Source organism: Cryobacterium sp. TMN-39-2 (genome assembly GCF_004402745.1).
Lineage (GTDB): Bacteria > Actinomycetota > Actinomycetes > Actinomycetales > Microbacteriaceae > Cryobacterium > Cryobacterium zongtaii.
Window position 1 is genome coordinate 370,232 of record NZ_SOFX01000027.1, and the last position, 19,274, is coordinate 389,505.

Annotated in this window: 14 protein-coding genes; 6 read left to right on the forward strand and 8 right to left on the reverse strand. The window is 68.2% G+C overall.

Annotated elements, in window-relative coordinates; translation table 11 throughout:
- Window position 1: 1 nt before the first annotated feature.
- Window positions 2–1,225, reverse strand: coding sequence for a cysteine desulfurase family protein (locus E3O57_RS09840; protein WP_103479581.1), 1,224 nt, complete (start codon window positions 1,223–1,225; stop codon window positions 2–4).
- 89 nt (window positions 1,226–1,314) lie between these two features.
- On the opposite strand from E3O57_RS09840, the gene glgX reads away from it, so the two are divergent.
- On the forward strand, window positions 1,315–3,372 hold the full coding sequence (gene glgX, locus E3O57_RS09845) for a glycogen debranching protein GlgX (protein ID WP_103459955.1): 2,058 nt from the start codon (window positions 1,315–1,317) through the stop codon (window positions 3,370–3,372).
- On the forward strand, window positions 3,369–3,860 hold the full coding sequence (gene ybaK / locus E3O57_RS09850) for a Cys-tRNA(Pro) deacylase (RefSeq protein ID WP_103479582.1): 492 nt from the start codon (window positions 3,369–3,371) through the stop codon (window positions 3,858–3,860). The genes glgX and ybaK overlap by 4 nt, the downstream gene beginning before the upstream one ends.
- A 22-nt stretch (window positions 3,861–3,882) precedes the next feature.
- On the opposite strand, the gene glgP is transcribed toward ybaK, so the two are convergent.
- A complete protein-coding gene (glgP, locus tag E3O57_RS09855) occupies window positions 3,883–6,471 on the reverse strand; it encodes an alpha-glucan family phosphorylase (RefSeq protein WP_103459957.1) in 2,589 nt (862 codons plus the stop codon).
- 94 nt (window positions 6,472–6,565) lie between these two features.
- Between glgP and E3O57_RS09860 the strand changes: the two genes are divergently transcribed.
- Window positions 6,566–8,644, forward strand: a complete 2,079-nt coding sequence (locus E3O57_RS09860; protein ID WP_370289971.1) for a maltotransferase domain-containing protein — start codon at window positions 6,566–6,568, stop codon at window positions 8,642–8,644.
- On the forward strand, window positions 8,641–10,857 hold the full coding sequence (glgB, locus tag E3O57_RS09865; RefSeq protein WP_103479583.1) for a 1,4-alpha-glucan branching protein GlgB: 2,217 nt from the start codon (window positions 8,641–8,643) through the stop codon (window positions 10,855–10,857). Before E3O57_RS09860 ends, glgB begins: the two co-directional genes overlap by 4 nt.
- A gap of 83 nt (window positions 10,858–10,940) precedes the next feature.
- Here glgB and E3O57_RS09870 read toward each other — a convergent pair whose 3' ends face one another.
- Both E3O57_RS09870 and E3O57_RS09875 read right to left on the reverse strand, forming a co-directional pair.
- Complete coding sequence (locus E3O57_RS09870) at window positions 10,941–11,906, reverse strand: tetratricopeptide repeat protein (protein ID WP_103459959.1); 966 nt, start codon at window positions 11,904–11,906, stop codon at window positions 10,941–10,943.
- Complete coding sequence (locus E3O57_RS09875; protein ID WP_103459960.1) at window positions 11,903–13,711, reverse strand: hypothetical protein; 1,809 nt, start codon at window positions 13,709–13,711, stop codon at window positions 11,903–11,905. The genes E3O57_RS09870 and E3O57_RS09875 overlap by 4 nt, the downstream gene beginning before the upstream one ends.
- Window positions 13,712–13,980: 269 nt before the next feature.
- Here E3O57_RS09875 and E3O57_RS09880 point away from each other — a divergent pair, with 269 nt between their 5' ends.
- Both E3O57_RS09880 and E3O57_RS09885 read left to right on the forward strand, forming a co-directional pair.
- Window positions 13,981–15,594, forward strand: a complete 1,614-nt coding sequence (locus tag E3O57_RS09880; RefSeq protein ID WP_088456451.1) for a hypothetical protein — start codon at window positions 13,981–13,983, stop codon at window positions 15,592–15,594.
- A gap of 28 nt (window positions 15,595–15,622) precedes the next feature.
- Window positions 15,623–16,672, forward strand: coding sequence for an AI-2E family transporter (locus E3O57_RS09885; RefSeq protein WP_088456452.1), 1,050 nt, complete (start codon window positions 15,623–15,625; stop codon window positions 16,670–16,672).
- Between the two features lie 89 nt (window positions 16,673–16,761).
- Here E3O57_RS09885 and E3O57_RS09890 read toward each other — a convergent pair whose 3' ends face one another.
- The 4 genes from E3O57_RS09890 to E3O57_RS09905 are packed head-to-tail and all read right to left on the reverse strand — an operon-like array spanning window position 16,762 to window position 19,269.
- On the reverse strand, window positions 16,762–17,490 hold the full coding sequence (locus E3O57_RS09890) for an alpha/beta hydrolase (RefSeq protein WP_103479584.1): 729 nt from the start codon (window positions 17,488–17,490) through the stop codon (window positions 16,762–16,764).
- A gap of 54 nt (window positions 17,491–17,544) precedes the next feature.
- Window positions 17,545–17,844, reverse strand: coding sequence for a hypothetical protein (locus tag E3O57_RS09895; protein WP_088456454.1), 300 nt, complete (start codon window positions 17,842–17,844; stop codon window positions 17,545–17,547).
- 60 nt (window positions 17,845–17,904) lie between these two features.
- On the reverse strand, window positions 17,905–18,663 hold the full coding sequence (locus E3O57_RS09900) for a lytic transglycosylase domain-containing protein (RefSeq protein WP_241990366.1): 759 nt from the start codon (window positions 18,661–18,663) through the stop codon (window positions 17,905–17,907).
- A gap of 57 nt (window positions 18,664–18,720) precedes the next feature.
- Window positions 18,721–19,269, reverse strand: a complete 549-nt coding sequence (locus E3O57_RS09905) for a DivIVA domain-containing protein (protein ID WP_174776329.1) — start codon at window positions 19,267–19,269, stop codon at window positions 18,721–18,723.
- Between the last annotated feature and the right edge of the window lie 5 nt (window positions 19,270–19,274).

A 19,274-nucleotide genomic window follows, 5' to 3' on the forward strand; every position in this document is an offset into this window, starting at 1 on the left:
GTTAAGTGTACGCACGCGGCGCCGAGTCGGCCATTCCCGCGCCGATCGCCTGCGCCCAGGCCACCGGCAGCGCCGTCAGCAAGGCGTCGACGTCGGCCTGGGTCGAGGTGCGGCCCAGCGTGATCCGCAGGGCGCTGCGGGCCTCGGCCTCGCTACGGCCCATGGCACGCAGCACGTGCGATGGCTCCGGGATGCCGGCCTGGCAGGCGGATCCCGTGGAGACCGACACCCCGGCGACGTCGAGCAGGAACAGGAGCGAGTCGCCTTCGCAGCCGGGGAAGGTGAAGTGGGCGTTGCCGGGCAGACGCCCGGCTGTGCCCGAATCTGCGGAGTCGGGGTCGCCGTTGTAGACGGCGGAGGGCACCGCGGCGCGGACGCCGGCGATCACACTGTCGCGCAGCACTCGCAGGCGCCGGTTCTCGGCGTCGAGGTCGGCGGTCATGGCTGTCGCCGCGACCGCGAACGACACCGCCGCCGCCACGTCCTGGGTGCCGCTGCGTACCTGGCGCTGTTGGCCGCCGCCGTGGATCAGCGGCACCACGGTGATCGTGCGGGACAGCACCAGGGCGCCGATGCCGACGGGGCCGCCGATCTTGTGCGCCGAGACGCTCAGCGCCGACACTCCGGTGGCGTGCAGGGCGGCGAAGTCGATGGGCACGTGACCGTAGGCGGAGATGGCGTCCACGTGCACCGGGATGCCGTGTGCCGCGGCGAGCGCCGCGACGTCTTCGACGGGCTGCAGGGTGCCCACCTCGTTGTTGGCGGCCAGCAGGGTCACCAGGGCCACATCCTCGGGGTCCTCAGCGATGGCCGCGGCGAGGGCGGCGAGGTCGATGCGGCCCAGCGTGTCCAGCGGGATCCACTGGACCGTCGCACCCTCCTGCTGGGCGAGCCATTCCACGGTGTCGACGGTGGCGTGGTGCTCTCCGCCGGGCACGAGGATCCGGGTGCGGGGCGCACGGGCCCAGTACAGGCCCTTGATGGCCAGGTTCACCGATTCGGTGCCGCTGCCGGTGAAGACGATCTCGATGGGGTCGGAGTGCACGCTCGCGGCGACCCGTTCGCGGGCCTCCTCGAGCATCCGTTTGGCGTTCTGGCCCTGGCTGTGGATGGACGCCGGATTGCCGACGACAGCCATCGCCTCCGCGTACGCGGTGATGGCGGCCGGCAGCATCGGTGCCGTCGCGGCGTGGTCGAGATACGCGTGGTCAAAATGCACCGACATGTGCTCGCCTCCTGGCTGGTTCGGGTCCCGTGGATGGGCCGGTGCGGGCTGGTCTTTATACACCGTCCGCACTGATTACTCTAGATCTCATGACTTCAGCTGACACCCTCCGCAATCTGGGCGTCCGCGCTACGAGCAATGGCGGGGAACTCCGCGTCTGGTCCGAACACGCCGAGGCCATCGAACTGTGCATCTTCGACCACACCGACCCCAACTGGATCGTGCGCACCGTACCCATGGTGCGCGACGCCCACAACGTCTGGGTCGGCCGTAGCCGCACCCTCACCGCGGGCCGCCGCTACGGCATCCGGGTCTCCGGTCCGGCCGGTCCCACGCACTCGTTCCACCCCGAGAAGACCCTGATCGACCCGTACGCCCGGGGTCTGGCCCGGGTGGGACCCGACCAATGGCAGTCCACCATGGTCGACGACGCCTTCGACTGGGCCGGAGCCGTCAAGCCCAACACGCCGATGGATCACACCGTGGTCTACGAGGCGCACGTCCGGGGCCTGAGCAAGCTCAGCCCGGCCATGCCCGTTGAACTCCGCGGCACCTACGCCGGACTGGCACACGAGAGCACCATCGCGTACCTCAAGAACCTCGGGGTGACCGCCGTTGAACTGCTGCCGGTGCAGTCGTTCGTCTCCGAACAGCGCCTGATCAAGCAGGGCCTGTCGAACTACTGGGGCTACAACACCCTCAACTTCTTCACCCCGCACGCCGACTACGCCACGCAGGCCTCCCAGTCCGAGGGGCCGGAGGCGGTGCTGCGCGAGTTCAAGGGCATGGTCAAACTGCTGCACGAGGCCGGCCTCGAGGTCATCCTCGACGTCGTGTACAACCACACCGCCGAGGAGGGCCCGGCCGGACCGGTCACCAGCCTGCGGGGCATCGACAACGCCACCTACTACCGGCAGAACGCCAAGGGTCATTACATCGACGTCACCGGCTGCGGCAACACGGTCAACTTCGGTCACGACGTGCCGATGCGACTGGTGCTGGACTCTCTGCGGTACTGGGCCAACGAGGTGCAGATCGACGGGTTCAGGTTCGACCTGGCCGCGACCCTCGGACGCGACGAGAACGTGCACTACACGCCGGACCACCCTCTGCTCACCGCCATCCGCGACGACCCGGACCTGGCCGGGGTGAAGCTCATCGCGGAACCGTGGGACGTGGGCATGGGCGGCTGGCAGACCGGCAACTTCCCGACCGGCTGGTCGGAGTGGAACGACCGGTACCGCGACCGGATGCGGTCCTTCTGGCTCACCGACGTCGCCGCCGTGCGCAACCACTCGACCTCAGACAGCGGCATCGGCCGGTTCGCCTCCCGTCTGGCCGGGTCGGCCAACACCTTCTCGCTGGAGCGCGGCCCGGTCGCCTCGCTGAACTTCATCACCGCCCACGACGGTTTCACCATGGCGGACCTCACCGCGTACAACGTGAAGCACAACGTCGGCAACGGTGAGGCGAACCGGGACGGCACCGACGGGAACAACTCGTTCAACCACGGTGTCGAGGGGCCCACTCGCGATGTCACGGTGTTGCGTACCCGTCGGCGGGCGATGCGCAACCTGCTCGGCACCCTGTTGCTCTCCGCGGGAGTGCCGATGCTCACCGCCGGGGACGAGTTCGGTCGCAGCCAACGCGGAAACAACAACGCCTACTGCCACGACAGCGAGCTCACCTGGCTGGACTGGAACTTCGACGACTGGCAGCAGGACCTGCACCGGATCACCCGGCAGTTGCTTGCCCTGCGCCGGGAGAACCCGGCCCTGCGCCCCGTGAGGTTCGGCCGGCCGGGCCAGACCACCCCCAGCGCCAGCCAGATGGACTGGTACAACGCCGCCGGAGCCTCGATGTCGGAGGCCGATTGGAACTCCCCCCAGGAACGCACCCTGCAGTACCTCGCGGCCAGCACCCCCGAGCACGAGGCGTTCAACCGCATCCTCCTGATCGTTCACGGCCTGGAGTCGCCCACCGAGGTGACCCTGCCCATCCACTCCGGGGTCTCCAGCTACACGGTGCTCTGGGACTCCAGTCACGACGACATCCGCGAGGTGCAGAGTTCGCACATGCCGGGCGCCCGCCTCACCATGGGGGGTACCTCGATGCTGCTGTTGCGGGCCGAGGAAGCCCGGGCATGACCAAGCCGGATGCCGGCGGCACACCCGCCACCGTGGCGCTGCTGCACGCCGGCATCCGGTTCACCGCCCACCACTACCCGCATGAAGCGGCGGTGGCCGGCTACGGCCTCGAGGCGGCGGACAAGCTCGGGCTGGATCCCGACCAGGTGTTCAAGACCCTCTTGGCGGACGCCGACGGTGCCCTCGTCGTGGCGATCGTGCCCGTCTCCGGTCAGCTGGACCTCAAGGCCCTCGCCGCGGCGGTCGGCGCGAAGAAAGCCGTCATGGCCGACCCCAAGGTGGCCGAGCGCAAAACGGGCTACGTCGTGGGCGGCATCAGCCCGATCGGACAGAAGACCCGGCTGACGACGGTGCTCGACGAGACGGCCGAGCTCTTCGACTCGGTCTTCGTCTCCGGCGGCCGCCGCGGCTTCGACCTCGAGCTCTCCCCCGCCGACCTCGTCTCCGTCACCGCCGCCGTCGTGGCCGCGATCGGCCGGGACCGCTGACGATGCCGGCCCGCGGGCGAGGTCAGCCGGCGACGGCCACCAGCCCCATCTCGGCCGCGCTGATCAGCAGGTCGTTCCGCGGCACGACCCTGACGGTGTAGCCGAAGCCGCCGGACCTGTCGAGTTCGACGGTTCCGGTGAACAGGGTGGGCGCGCCGGGCGTCACGGTTTCGGTGGCGTCCTGCCCCAGCACGTCGTTGATCGGCTCGAGGGCCTGGGTGCTGACGTCGGTGAGGTCGTCACCGCCGGTGCTCCTGCCGTAGACGACCTGCACCGTCACGTCCTCGGGTGCGAGGCCGTTCAACTGCACGTGAGCGCGCAGGCGCAGTTCATCGCCCACCTGCGGCACCGGGGCGACGCCGCCGGACTCCACGTGCTCGACGGCCACGCCGGGCCAGGCTCCCCCGATGCGGGCCTTCCATTCCGCGAGTTCGCGGGCCGCCCGGTAGTTGTTGGCCGAGAGCCGCGCCTCGGAGACACCGGCGGGGCGGTAGAGCTTCTCCACGTATTCGCGCACCATCCGGCCGGCGTTCAACTCGGGCGAGAGCCCGGCCAGGGTCTGGCGGATGTTAGCGACCCAGCGTTCGGGCACGTCATCGGCGTTGCGCTCGTAGAACGGCGGCGCCACCTGGTGTTCGATGAGCTCGTACAGGGCGTCGGCCTCGAGGCGGTCGCGCTCGGCGGAGTTGGTGCTCGCGTCGGCAGAGGGAATGGCCCAGCCGTTCTGGCCGTCGAAGTACTCCGGCCACCAGCCGTCGAGGATGGACAGGTTGAGGGCGCCGTTCAGGGCCGCCTTCATGCCGGAGGTGCCGCAGGCCTCGAGCGGGCGCAGCGGATTGTTCAGCCACACGTCGGTGCCCGGGTACATCAGCTGAGCCATACCGATGTTGTAGTCGGGCAGGAACGCGATGCGGGTGCGCAGCTCAGGATCGGCGGCAAACTGCACGATCCGCTGGATCAGCCGCTTGCCCTCCTCGTCGGCGGGGTGCGACTTGCCGGCGATGACGATCTGCACGGGGTGCTCGGGGTGCAGCAGCAGGGCGCGCAACCGCTCGGGATCGTGCAGCATCAGGGTGAGCCGCTTGTAGGTGGGCACCCGACGGGCGAAGCCGATGGTGAGCACGTTGGGGTCGAAGACCTGGTTGATCCACGCCGGCACCAGACCGCCGGGGTTCTGCACCAGCCATGCCGCGCCGATACGGCGACGGGCGTCCTCGACGAACTGGCGGCGCATATCGCCGCGCACCTCCCAGAGGTCCTGGTCGCTCACCGCGGGCGATGCCCAGTCGGCGGTGGAGGTGTCGGTGGTGCCGAGCCGGTTCGCGGCGAGGGCTTTCAGCGCCGGGTCCGTCCAAGTGGGGGCGTGCACCCCGTTGGTGATCGAGGTGATCGGCACCTCGCTGGCGTCGAAGCCCGGCCAGAGGCCGCTGAACATGCGCCGGCTCACCTCGCCGTGCAGCTTCGAGACACCGTTGGCGTGCTGTCCAAGCCGCAGGCCCATGATGGCCATGTTGAAGACATCCGGCGACCCGCCCGGATAGCTCTCGGCGCCCAGACCCAGCAGGTCGTCCACGGCCACACCGGGCAGCAGGTCGGTCTCGAAGTAGCGGCGCACGAGGGAGGTTTCGAACCTGTCGATACCCGCAGCCACCGGAGTGTGCGTGGTGAACACGGTGCCGGCACGGGCTACCTGCAACGCCTCGGCGAAGCTCAGGCCCTCACCGATGAGGCTGGAAATGCGTTCCAGGCCGAGGAATCCGGCGTGTCCCTCGTTGGTGTGGAACACCTCGGGCTCGTCGCGGCCGTTGAGGTGGCTCCACAGGCGCACGGCACGGGCCCCGCCGATGCCGAGCAACAGTTCCTGCAGCAGCCGGTGTTCGCCGCCGCCGCCGTAAAGCCTGTCGGTCACCTGGCGCAGTTCGTCGGTGTTCTCCGGGATGTCGGTGTCCAGCATCAGCAGACGGATGCGGCCGACCCTGGCCTCCCACACGCGGGCGTGCAGGGTACGGTCGTCCGGCAGGGCGAGGGACACCTGCACCGGCGAACCGTCCGCCCGGCGCAGCACCGACAGGGGCAGACCGTCGGGGTCGAGCAGCGGGTAGCTCTCCAGCTGCCAACCATCGGTGGAGATCGCCTGGCTGAAGTAGCCGGCCTTGTAGAACAGGCCCACGCCGACGAGTGGAACACCGAGGTCCGAGGCACTCTTGAGGTGGTCCCCGGCCAGGATGCCCAGGCCGCCGGAGTACTGCGGCAGCGCCGCCGCGATGCCGAACTCGGGCGAGAAGTACGCGATCGACGCCGGCTTCGCCCCCTCGAGGCCCTGATACCAGCGCGGTTCGTTGAGGTAGGCGCGCAGGTCGTCGCGCACCAGGTTGACGCCGGCGACGTAGTCGTGGTCCAGGGCGAGTTCCGCCAGCCGGGCCGGGTCGACGGCGCCGAGCAGGGCGACGGGGTCGGTGCCGATGCTGCGCCACAGCTCCGGGGCGATGTGCTCGAAGAGCTGCCGGGTGGGCTCGTGCCAGGACCAGCGCAAGTTGCCGGCCAGCTCATCGAGCGCGGCAAGCGACTCTGGCAGGACTGCACGGACGGTAAATTTACGGATCGCCTTCACGAACCTTACTTTAGGGGCGCAACGTGCCCACCGGGTAACAGGTGTGCGCGCGTGTGACCACCGATTCGGCCCCCGTTCGCGCTACGGTCGTCTTGTGGCTAAGACACCAAAACGAACCGGTACCGCCCTCTCAACTCCGAGCATCGCGGATGTTCCGACCAAAGTCGGTCGAATCCCCGTCCTCGACCTGTCCCCGCAGCTGAACGACAATCTCTGGCCGGCGAAGGCTTTCGCCGGCGAGGTCGTGCCGTTCGGTGCGACCGCCTTCAGGGAGGGGCACGACGCCATCGGCGTGATGCTGTTTCTCACGGCGCCGGACGGCACCCAGACCCAGCATCCGATGCGCCCCGGCGCCCCGGGCACCGACAGGTACGAGACCCAGGTGCGCCTGGACCTGCAGGGCTCGTACACCTACAGGGTGCGTGCCTACGCGGATGACTTCACCACTTGGGTGCACAACGCCGCGATCAAGATCCCCGCCGGCATCGACGTCGAGCTGATGTTCCTGATCGGTTCGACACTGCTGGCCTCCGCCGGCAAGGACCTCAAGCGTCCCACCGTGGAACGCCGGCTGTTCGCGGCCGCCGCCAAGACCCTGGCCAATACCAGGCTTCCCCTCGCGGTCCGGCTGGCCGTCGTCACCGATCCGGCCCTGGCCGCGGCTGCAGTCGTGCGCCCCCTCGCCAGTCTCGACTCGTTCTCCGCCGAGCGCACCGTGCGGGTCGAACGCACCCGCGCCGGCGTCGGCTCCTGGTACGAGTTCTTCCCCCGCTCGGAGGGCGCCGTGCGGCGAGAAGACGGCAGCTGGCAGAGCGGAACCTTCCGCACCGCGGCGGCCCGCCTGCCCGGCGTCGCCGCGATGGGCTTCGACGTGTTGTACCTGCCGCCGATCCACCCGATCGGCCGGTCCTTCCGCAAGGGCCCGAACAACACCCTCGACGCCGGCGCGAACGACCCGGGTTCGCCGTGGGCGATCGGCTCAGCGGCCGGCGGCCACGACGCCATCCACCCGGAGCTCGGCACCATCGACGACTTCAGCTTCTTCCTCGACGCCGCCCGCACGGAGGGCATCGAGGTCGCCATCGACCTGGCCCTGCAGGCCTCGCCGGATCACCCCTGGGTCACCGAGCACCCGGAGTGGTTCACCACGCTGCCGGACGGCACCATCGCCTACGCCGAGAACCCGCCGAAGAAGTACCAGGACATCTACCCGATCAACTTCGACAACGATCCCGCCGGCATCCGTGCCGAGGTGCTGCGCTTGGTGCGCTACTGGATCGGCGTGGGCGTGAACATCTTCAGGGTCGACAATCCGCACACCAAGCCGTTGGACTTCTGGGAGTGGCTGATCGGCACCATCAACCGGGAATCGCCCGACGTGGTGTTCCTGGCCGAGGCATTCACCCGTCCTGCGCTGCTGCAGGGCCTGGCCAAGGTCGGCTTCCAGCAGTCGTACACCTACTTCACCTGGCGCAACACCAAGGAAGAGCTCGAGGAATTCTTCGACGGCCTGGCCCACGACACCGCGGACTTCCTGCGCCCGAACCTGTTCGTGAACACTCCCGACATCCTCTCCGAATACCTTCAGTTCGGCGGACCGGCAGCGTTCAAGATCCGTGCGGCCCTGGCCGCAACGGCGGCGCCCACCTGGGGCCTGTACGCGGGATTCGAGCTGTACGAGAGCGTCGCCCGTCCCGGCGCCGAAGAGAACATCGACAACGAGAAGTACGAGCTGCGGCCCCGCGACTTCGCGAAGGCCGAGGCACTCGGCAGGTCACTGGCGCCGTTCCTGGCCCAGCTGGGCCGCATCCGTGCCGCACACCCGGCCCTGCGACAGCTGCGCAACCTCGACATCCACTCCAGCGACGACGACTCGATCCTCGTCTACAGCAAGTACCTGTCCGGTGAATTCACCGACGACGGTCGCACCGACGCGCTCATCATCGTCGCCAACGTCGACCCGCATTCGGTGCGTGAGACCGTGGTGCACCTGGATGTGACCAGGTTCGGTCTCCCCCTCGGCTCCCACTTCGAGGTCGAGGACCTCATTACCGGCGCCGTGTGGACCTGGTCAGCGGACAACTTCGTGCGCCTGGACGCCTTCACCGAACCCGTGCACATCCTGCACGTGCGGATCCCACAGGTACCGAACCAGAACGGACTGGCCGAATGAAACACGCCACCGGCCGACCCGCCGACGAACTGCCCACCTTCTCCGCGCACATCCTTGAGACGGTCTCGGTTGGCTCGTACTACAACCCGCACGAGGTGCTCGGCCAGCACCTGCTGGACCTGCCGAACATCACCGACCCGATCACGGTCATCCGGGTCCTGCGTCCCCTGGCCATCGAGGTCGTCGCGGTGCTGTCCACCGGCGCCCGCGTCGAGCTGTCCCATCTGGGCTACGGCATCTGGCAGGGTGTCAGCACCATCGGCCCGCAGGACTACGAGATCGAAGCGCACTACGAGAATGGTCCGGCCTGGATCAGCGACGATCCCTACCGTTACCGGCCCACGCTCGGCGAGCTCGACCTGCACCTGATCGGCGAGGGCCGGCACGAACGTCTCTGGGACGTACTCGGCGCCCACGTGCGCACCTTCACCGGCGTGACCAAGCCCGTCAGCGGCACCTCGTTCTCGGTCTGGGCGCCACACGCCCGCGCCGTGCGCGTGATCGGTGACTTCAACAGCTGGTACGGCGTGCAGCACTCGATGCGCAACATGGGCAGCACCGGCGTCTGGGAACTCTTCGTGCCCGGCCTGGCCGCTGGCTCCAACTACAAATTCGAAATCCTCACCCAGGCCGGCGAGTGGGTGCAGAAGGCCGACCCGATGGCCCGTTACACCGAGGTGCCGCCGCTGACCGCGTCGGTGGTCGGTGAGACCGCCTATACCTGGCAGGATGCCGCCTGGCTGGCCGAACGCAGCGCCACCGACCCGCACAACCGGGCCATGAGCGTGTACGAGATGCACGTGGGCTCCTGGCGGCCCGGGCTGGGCTACCGGGCCCTGGCCGACGAGTTGATCAGCTACCTCGAAGAACTCGCGTACACGCACGTGGAGTTCATGCCGCTGTCCGAGCACCCGTTCGGGGGCTCCTGGGGCTACCAGGTCACCGGCTACTACGCTCCGACGAGCCGGTTCGGCCACCCCGACGACCTGCGCTACCTGATCGACCGGCTGCACCAGGCCGGCATCGGCGTGATCATGGACTGGGTTCCGGGACACTTCCCCAAGGATGAATTCGCCCTGGCCCGCTTCGACGGGCAGGCCCTGTACGAGCACCCGGACCCGCGCCGCGGTGAGCAGATGGACTGGGGCACCTACGTCTTCGACTTCGGCCAGATGCAGGTGCGCAACTTCCTCGTCGCCAATGCGCTGTACTGGCTCGAGGAGTTCCACATCGACGCCCTCCGGGTGGACGCGGTCGCCTCGATGCTGTACCTGGACTACTCGCGCAAGGACGGCGAGTGGGAACCCAACAAGTTCGGCGGCCGGGAAAACCTCGAGGCGATCAGCCTGCTGCAGGAGATCACCGCGACGGCATACAAGCGCAACCCCGGCACCATCATGATCGCCGAGGAATCCACCAACTGGCCCGGTGTCACCGCGGCCACCTCCGGCGGCGGCCTGGGCTTCGGGCTGAAGTGGAACATGGGCTGGATGCACGACTCGCTCGAGTACATGAGCGAAGACCCGATGCACCGCGCGTACCACCACAACGAGATCACCTTCTCGTTCGTCTATGCGTTCAGCGAGAGCTTCCTGCTGCCGATCAGCCACGACGAGGTTGTGCACGGCAAGGGCTCCCTGATCGGCAAGATGCCCGGAGATCCGTGGCAGCAGCTCGCCAACGTGCGGGTCTACCTCGCATTCATGTGGGCGCACCCGGGCAAGCAGCTCCTGTTCATGGGGCAGGAGTTCGGCCAGCGGTCCGAGTGGAGTGAAGAGCGCGGACTGGACTGGTGGATGCTCGACCAGCCCGGTCACCGTGGCCTGTTCAACCTCGTCGGCCAGCTCAACCGGGTGTACCGGGACACGCCCAGCCTCTGGGAGCGTGACAACGAACCCGGCGGGTTCGAGCTGCTCGACGGCGGCGCCGCTGCGGAGAACGTGGTCAGCTTCGTGCGCTGGGACCACGACGGCACGCCGGTGGTCTGCCTGTACAACTTCTCCGGAGCCCCGCACACCGGCTACAGGGTGGGGCTGCCCCTGCCCGGCGCCTGGGAGGAGATCCTCAACACCGATGCCGAGAACTTCGGCGGCTCCGGGGTCGGCAACCTCGGTGAGGTGACAGCGTTCGCCGAGCCGTGGGCCGGCCGGCCGGCATCCGCCACCCTCACCCTGCCGCCGCTTGGCGCCCTCTGGCTGCGCCTGCGCCGCTGACATCGCTGAGGCCACGCGAAAGCGCCCGCATGGTCGCCTCAGTCGCCTGAGGCAGCCACACGGGCGCTTTCGCGTTCCCGCGGTTAGTAGAGCAGCGCGGTGAGGCGTTTGCGGGCCGGCGGCACGCGCGGGTCGTCGGTGCCGACGACCTCGAACAGCTCGAGCATGCGCTGCCGGATGACGTTCTTGCCCGCAGCATCCTGGCCGGGGAACAGGCCCAGCAGCCTGTCGAAGGCGTCCTCGATGTGTCCGCCGGACAGGTCCAGGTCGGCCACGAGGAGTTGAGCGTCCAGGTTCGCCGGGTCGTCAGCGGCAGCCGAACGCACCTCGGCGATGGTCTTGCCCTGCAGCCGGGCGAGCAGGCTGACCTGGGCGAGACCGGCGGCGGCCATGGTGTCGCGGGGGTCGCGGGCCAGGGCGAGCTTGTAGATGTCGATGGCGGCGGCGTAGTCGCCGCGTTCGATGGCCTCGTAGGCCTCACGGTGATGCGGTGGCAGTTCGGGTTCGACGGGCTCGGCCGGCGGGCCGGCGGGCGTCTCGGCGGCCTCGGCCACCCCGGTCACACCGTGCTGAGCGGCCAGCTCCAGCACCCGCTCGAAAACCTCGCGGATCTGCACCACGGGGAGTACCCCGTCGAAAAGCTGCACCGGCTGACCGTTGATCACCGCGGCGAGGGTCGGCACCGACGTGGCCTGGAACGCTTGGGCGAGCTGCGGGTTCGTGTCGATGTCGACGGTGGCCAGCACGAAGCGGCCGTTGTACTCCCTGATCAGGTTCTCGATCACCGGGGTGAGCTGGGTGGCCGGCTCGCTCCAGGTGGCCCACAGGTCCACAATCACCGGCACGATCTTCGACAGTTCCAGCAGCTCCGCGAAGTTGGTGTCGGTACCCTCGAGCACCAGATTCGGTACCGGAACGACACCGGCGACGGCGCCATCCGGCGCGGTCCCGGTGCTCACGCCGGCCGCGGCCGCCGGTGGGCGGTTCACGAGCGAGGACAGGTCGACGGCGCCGCGCAGGTTGGCGCCGGCTGGAGGGACAACGGTCATGGAAGCTCCACGGAATTGATCAGTCCCTGACTAAAGCCAAGGAGAACGATTTTGTCGGTTGAATTGGCGGCAGGCACGTGGAACAGGAGCTGCTCGCTATAGGTGCTCTGGATGCCCTTGGTGGTCTCCTCGATACCGGAGAGCGCCTTGCTCGGGCCTTCTTTCGGGGTGATGGTCGCCTTGCCCGCGACGGGAGTCACCGTGGTGATCTCGTTCACACTCACGGCCACGATACTGCCGGAGTCATTCGTGGCAAGGGCAATGATCTCGCCACTCCCAACGGCATTGGTGAACTCCATCGTGCCGGTGTCCTCAAGCTCCAGCAGCTGCTTCTCCTTGTACTCCAAGCCCAGCTGGGTGCGGGCGGTGTCGCCCTTGGCTTCGAAGAGCGGGAACGACGGGCTCGCCTCGCCTTTCAGCAGGATGTCGGCGTAGGCCGGGCCGACGGCGTTGGGCGCCATCGACATGAACTTGTTGTCGGGGGCGATCAGCGGTGCTCCGATGGTGGCCGGGGCCACACTCGGAACCTTGGCGGATGCCTCGAGCTGGACGGCGTACTCGACCAGGTAGTTCTCCCGCGGAGATTCCTGCTTGAGAATAAGCGCCATGGTGGGCACCGAGGCCTCATCAGCCGACTGCAGCACCGTCATGACCACGCGCGGCCAGGCATCGGTCTGTTGGGGAAGCGTCAGCGTCAGCGGGGAGTCCGGCAGCGCCACGGTCGCCGCGTACGACGCATCGGCGGCGCGGACCTTGTAGTTGGCCAGACGCTGCTCCAGCGCGGGGCCGGTGAACCGGGTGGCCAGGCTGTCGGCATCCAGGTTCGCGTCGGCCTCCGCCGTGAGCGCGACAATGTCGCCAACGATGCGCTCGAGTTGCGGCACCGTCACAGCGGGCTCCGGAGCCTCGTCGGCCACGGGAGCCTCGGTGTCCTCGGCGCTGGGCGAGGGCGTCGCCGTTGCGGTCGCGGCGGCCTCTGGAGCGGCGGTCGGCCAGAACTCCGGCGAACATCCGCTGAGCACCAGGCCGGAGACCAGCACGAGGGGAACGGCGATCATGGACCGGCCGATCGACCGGCGTGGACCGGTGATCTCGCTCGCCTTGATGGTCTTGGGGCGCGGCACCCGGGGCAGCCTGGGCATGCGCGGCCCGCGCGGCACGTTGCGCCGCGGACGGCGGGACCGGCGGAAGTGCAACAGGCCCAGCAGGTAGATCACGAAGCCGAGCAGACCGATGAGAGCTCCCCCGACGATCAGCGGACCGGCCCACGGTGTCGCGTTGTCCGTCGGCCAGGCCACGGTGATATCCGTCGGCGCCGGGGCGGTCCCGTCGGAGGCGACAAGCACCGAGATCCCTTCCGGCGCACTGATCGTGGTGGTCAGCGACCGGTCACCGGTGTACTCCTCCAACCACAGGTCGGAGCCGGCAGGGTCGGTGGCCAGCGGGGCCGCTTCCGTTTCCGCCGCCGGCGTGACGGCGGTTCCCGTCGCCGGGGTGACAGTCAATTTTCCGGTATCGGCATCGAGGCCCACCGCCGCGTACTCGTCAGCGCCGATCCAGGCCTGGATGTCCGCGGTACGCGCGTAGGCGACGAAGACGCTGTCGGAGCCGGAAACCGTGATGGTCTGGCTGCCCGGGAACGCGCCCAGGGCCGCGCCGTCGATCACCGCGTACGGTGCACCGTCGTCGACCGTCGCGCTCAGGCTCGTGGAAGCAGGTTCGAGAAAGACTGTCCGCTGCGCGATGCCGAATGCGATCATCAGCGCGGCGAGGACGAATGCCAAAATGGCAAAGACGAAACGCACGTAAAACCCTCCTGTGTTGCCTGCCGATGGCTGCGAATCACAACGCCTGCCACCGCTTGTCGGGGCCGGGAAGCAACAGACACGGACGTCTTACGATAGTGGACGCTCCTGAGAGGTGCCTAATAGCGACTTTTCGCGTGATTCCCCTCACTCCACGGCCTCCTTTCCCCCGAAGGCGGGATGGGGAGCAGAGTGTCCGGGCACTAAAATTGCACGGTCTGCTCCGTCCGTATCTGACTCGGGGTCAGGCCCATTTATGAGGAGACAACGTGGCGACCGACGAGGCTGACTTCACCCAGGTATTCCGGGGGTACGACAAGGACGAGGTCGACAAGGCCATCCAGGGACTTCGGCGCGACCTGATCCAGGCCAACGCCCAGAGCACCGAGTCGGCCAAGGAAGTCAAACGGCTGGGGGCCAGAATCGACGACCTCAATGCCGAGATCGAAGAGGTCGGCAGTCCCACCTTCTCCGGGCTGGGCACCAAGCTCGAGAACACCCTGCGCGTCGCCGAGGAGCAGTCAACCCGGGTCATCGCCCAGGCCGATATCGACGCCGAGAAGCTGCGCGCCTCCGCATCCGCCGAGATCGACGCGCTGAAGCGCCAAGCCTCCGAACACGCCGAACGAACGGTGTCCGACGCCACCGTCAAGGCTCACCGACTGCTCACCGATGCCCAGGTCGAGGCAGACGATCTGCTCACCCGCGCTGGGCAGACCCACGAACAGCTCACCCAGGATGCCCTCCAGGAGGCCGCGGCGATCCGCGGCGCCGTCGCCACCGAAGCGGCGGAGCTCCGGGCCACGGTCAAGCGTGAGGTCGCCGCCATTCGCTCCGAGGCCGAACGGGAGGCCGCTGAGGTGCGGGTCGTCGCTCAGCGCGAGGCCACCGAAGCGAGGGAAATCGCCGCTGGTCTCACTCGGGAAACCGAATTGACGCGCGCGGAAGTGGCCCATGAACTGGACCAGCAGCGTGCCGACCTCGCCCGCGAGACCGAACAAGCCCGCATCGACCTCGCCACCGAGACCGAACAGGACCGCATCGACCTGGCCCGGGAGACCGAACAGGCCCGCATCGATCTGGCCCACGAGACCGAACAAGCCCGCTCAGACCTGTCCGTGGAGATCGAGCAGGGTCGCACCGACCTCGCCCGGGAGATCGAACAGGCTCGCGCGGATCTCACCATCGAGGGTGAGCAGGCGCACACCGACCTCGACCGGGAGCTGGACCGAGATCGGGCGGCAGTGAACCGCGACCTCGACAAGGCGCACGCCGACCTTGCCGCCGAGATCGAGCAGGCCAGGGCCGACCTCGCCCGGGAACTCGAGCAGACCAAGGCGGACTTCGACGCCGACAGCGAGCAGGCCAGAATCGATCTGGACAACCATCTCACCGCCACCCGCAAGCGCGGCGAGCACGAGGCGGCCAAGCTGCGACGCGAAATCGACCAGATCCGAGCCGACCTCGAGGTGGAGCTCAAGGCGCGCAGGGACGAAGCCGAGCAGGACCACCTGGCCCGTCACCAGGCGGCCGTCGCTCAGACGCAGCGTTACCTGGACGACTCCTCGGCTCAGCTCGCCGTCACCAACGCCCGCACCGTGGAACTGCGCACTCTCAACGAACAACTGGATGCCGGTGCCCGCGCCGACGCGAAGACGGCGAAGGCGAAGGCCGACGATGAGGCCGAACGCATCGTGCGGAATGCCGAGGATCGCGCGGCGGCCCTCGTCGCCGATGCGGAGACACGCACGCGTGAACTCGTCAACGACGCTGAAGACCGTCTGGCGCAGATTAGGATTGAGCGCGAGTCGGTCGCCGGCTACTTCGAAAGCCTGCGCAGCGTCCTGACCCAGGCGGAGAAAGTGAACGCTGACCAGGACTAGTCACAACGCCGAGCAAGTGGAGACAACAGTGAAGATCCAAAACGCCTTCCGGCTCGGCCTGGTAGGAACCCTGGGTGTCGGCCTCGGGGTGCTGATCCTGAGCTCGATCGTCTCGCTGTCCACGATCATCACCTACATCGGGGCGGCCCTGTTCCTGGCCCTGGGACTCGACCCGGCGGTCTCGTGGCTCGAGAAGAAGAAGTTCCCGCGGTGGGCCGCCATCCTCACGGTGCTCGTGGCCGTGCTGGGCGCGCTGACCGGGGTGATCTTCGCCATCGTCCCGATCATCGCCGACCAGATCTCCAACCTGTCTGAACGCATTCCGGCCCTGGTGAAGTCGGTGAATTCAGCGACTTTCCTCGTCGACCTGCAGAAGCAGTTCCCGGCCCTTGATGTGCAGGAGATCGTCGAGGCGGTCACGAAATACCTCGGCGGCAACCTCACGGAGATCACGTCCACCATCGTCCAATCCGGTTTCGCCATCGTCAGCGGCTTGTTCGGCGGCCTGATCATCCTGATCCTGACCCTGTACTTCACGGCGTCACTGAACACCATGAAGCGAGCCACCTACCAGCTGGTCCCCGCCTCCAAGCGGGAACGCTTCGCGGACCTGAGCGAGCAGATCACCACGGCCGTCGGCCGGTTCATCGTGGGACAGGGCGCCCTGGCCGCCTGCAACGGTGTTTTCAGCTTCATCTTCCTGTCGATCATCGGCGCCCCCTTCCCCGCCCTGCTGTCGGTGATCGCGTTCCTGTTCTCGCTCATCCCGCTGGTCGGCACCATCACCGGATCCGTCATCATCGTCGCCACCTGCGCGATTCCCGGTATCGGCAGCTCCTGGCTCACCGTGCTCGTCGCGGGCATCTACTACCTGGTCTACATGCAGCTCGAGGCCTACGTTCTCAGCCCGAACATCATGAACCGCGCCGTCGCCGTTCCCGGCGCCGTCGTGGTGGTGGCAGCCCTCGCCGGCGGGTCGCTGCTGGGCATCCTCGGCGCCCTGATCGCGATCCCGGTCGCGGCATCGGTCATCATGATCATCAAGCAGGTCGTGATCCCCCGCCAGAACGAGCTGTAAAGCCTCCGGAGCGCCCTATCAAGCGGCGCGGTGCTCCTGAGCGCCGGACGCCCGCCGGTCGCTTACGCGACGGCTCAGAGCTCTGCGGCTCAGAGTTCGCCGGCCCAGGTCTCCGGCAGCCGGCCGGCTGCCGGGTTCACCGCGGCGACGATCTCGTTGAGCACCCGGCGGGTCTGGCTCTCACCCACCCAGAGATGCTTCGCGCCGTCCACATTGATCAGTCGGGCGTTCGGAACGCTCGCGAACCGGGTGCGGGCCTCCTCGGGCCGGAGGTAGTCGTCGTGTTCGGGCACCAGCACCACGAGCTCGCGCTCGTCGTCCGCCCAGGCCGCCAGTTCGGCATCCGTTGCCCGATGCAGCGGTGGCGACAGCAGGATCGCGCCGTGGATCGGGTGGTCGAGGCCGTACTTGATCGCCAGTTCCGTGCCGAACGACCAACCGACCAACCAGGGGTCAGGCAGGCCACGCTCCGTGACGAAGGCCATGGCCGCGGCCACATCGGCACGTTCGGCGTCGCCGTGTCCGAAGCTGCCCCCGCTGGTCCCCCGCGGTGAACTGGTGCCGCGGGTGTTGAAGCGCAGCACGGCGAGGTCGGCCAGCGCCGGCAGCCGTCCGGCGGCCTTCCGCAGGATGTGCGAGTCCATGAAGCCGCCGTGCGTGGGCAGCGGATGCAGGGTGACCAGGGTGGCGACGGCGGGCCGGTTCGCCGGCGTGGCCAGCTCGCCCACCAGGGTGAGGCCGTCGTCGGTGTGCAGCTCGATCTGCTCGCGGGTTGCGGGCAGGTCGATGCCGCCGCGGATCTCGACTGGTCCGGCCATGGTGGTGCTCCTCGTCGGGGGGGGGGGGGTGAACGCCTGCGCGAAACGCTCGGGTTACTTGATCTTCCAGCAGTGCAGATGCCAGTGGCGCCGGGCGGCGAGGTCCGCCGCGTCGCCGGTTACACCGTCGCCGCGCCAGGTGACCATGTGGGCCACTCCGGGGTTGATGTCGAGCAGGCAACCGGGGCAGAGGTAGGTCTTCCCCGCCTGGGCGGCGCTGATCGGCTGCACGTGCCACACGCCGTCGCGCTTCACCTCGGTGCGGCGCCAGCCGGCGAGCATGCGCGAGAGATCATCGGTCTCGTCTTCGCCGGTGCCGGCTCTGCGGCCCTTGGGGCGGTTGCTGCGCGGCATGGTGCAAGTCTAACCCTGGCTCGACGGGCCCAGCTGGGCAGGTCGGGTCGGGTCGGGTGACTAGTACCAGCCGACGTCGACGGAGTGGCCCCAGGCGCCGCAGGGGGTGCCGTAGCGGCCGCTGATGTAGCCCAGGCCCCATTCGATCTGGGTGCCGGCGTTGGTTTCCCAGTCGGAGCCGGCCGAGGCCATCTTCGAACCAGGCAGTGACTGCGGGATCCCATAAGCGCCGCTGCTGGAGTTCATCGCGTTGACGCGCCAGCCGGACTCCTTGTTCCACAGCGACACCAGGCAGCTGTACTGGTCTTCGCCCCAGCCGCGGGACGCGACGGCGCCGTAGGCGTATGCCTGGGCGGAGCCCGGGTCGGGGACGGCAGCCGGTGCGGCGCTGACGGGGCCCGGCGACGTCGCCGACGCGGCGGCCACGGGGGCCGGTGCGGGTTCCGGCTCGGGTTCGTTGATCGTGTAGCTGTCGATGACGACGGCGTTGGCCACGGTGCTGGCCACGAGCAGGGACTGAGCGGCCTCGCCCTTGTACCGGTCGGATGCGGCGCCGGGCACCTGGAAGTACGGTGACGCCGTCGCCCCGGAGTACGGGTCGACGACGGTGACGAGCACGAAGGCGGCAGCAGCGGTGAATGCGAACAGCGACAGCGCTACGTGGCTGCGTGAGCGCGGGCGGTGCATGCTCCGCGGGATCGGCCGGGCGGGCGTCTGCACGGCCAGGTTCCCGAAGGGTGCACGAAGCGATTTGGTGCCCGGTGTGCTCACCGGCATCGCGCCCGAAACGGGCGCGGAAATGTTGAGATGTCTACCCACGATGATTCGACCCTAACCCACTTCACGGGTAACGGCCAGGTAACGACACGCAATGTGTCACCGAACGGCGAGCATCACGTCCACGACACTGTCGAGAACCAGGTCGACCTGGGCCTCCCTGTAGCCGGTCCGCTGCGGGCGGAAGACCGCCGTGCGCACATCGTCGACGGTGACCGGGTGGCCGTCCTGGAAGTAGGTGACGAGCTTCGCGGCGAGGCGGTCGACATCGGCTTTGTTGTAGCCGGTGCTGAAGATGCTGGTGCGGGAGAACCGGTGACCCGCCGGTCGGCCGAGGCGGTTGATGATCACCTGCGCGGTCTGACGGGCCTCGTCCAGCCAGGCCTGCGAGCCGGATTCGCCGGTGGCGCGTTCCCGCTCCCGCAGCGCGAAAGCGTCCTCGAGACGCTCCAGGGCCGCGTCGACGTGGCTGGGCGAATAGCCGCCCTTCTGCATGGCAAAGGCCGTGTGACGGATGTCGGCTGCGGTGAGCTGGTCCGTCCCAGCCGCATCGTCGTACGCGTGTCGAGTCGACTCGAGGAACTCCTCGACCTGCTTGAGGTTGTAGCCGAGCATCTTTTTGCTGGTTCGCGGAAACGTAGTGCTCACCGCCT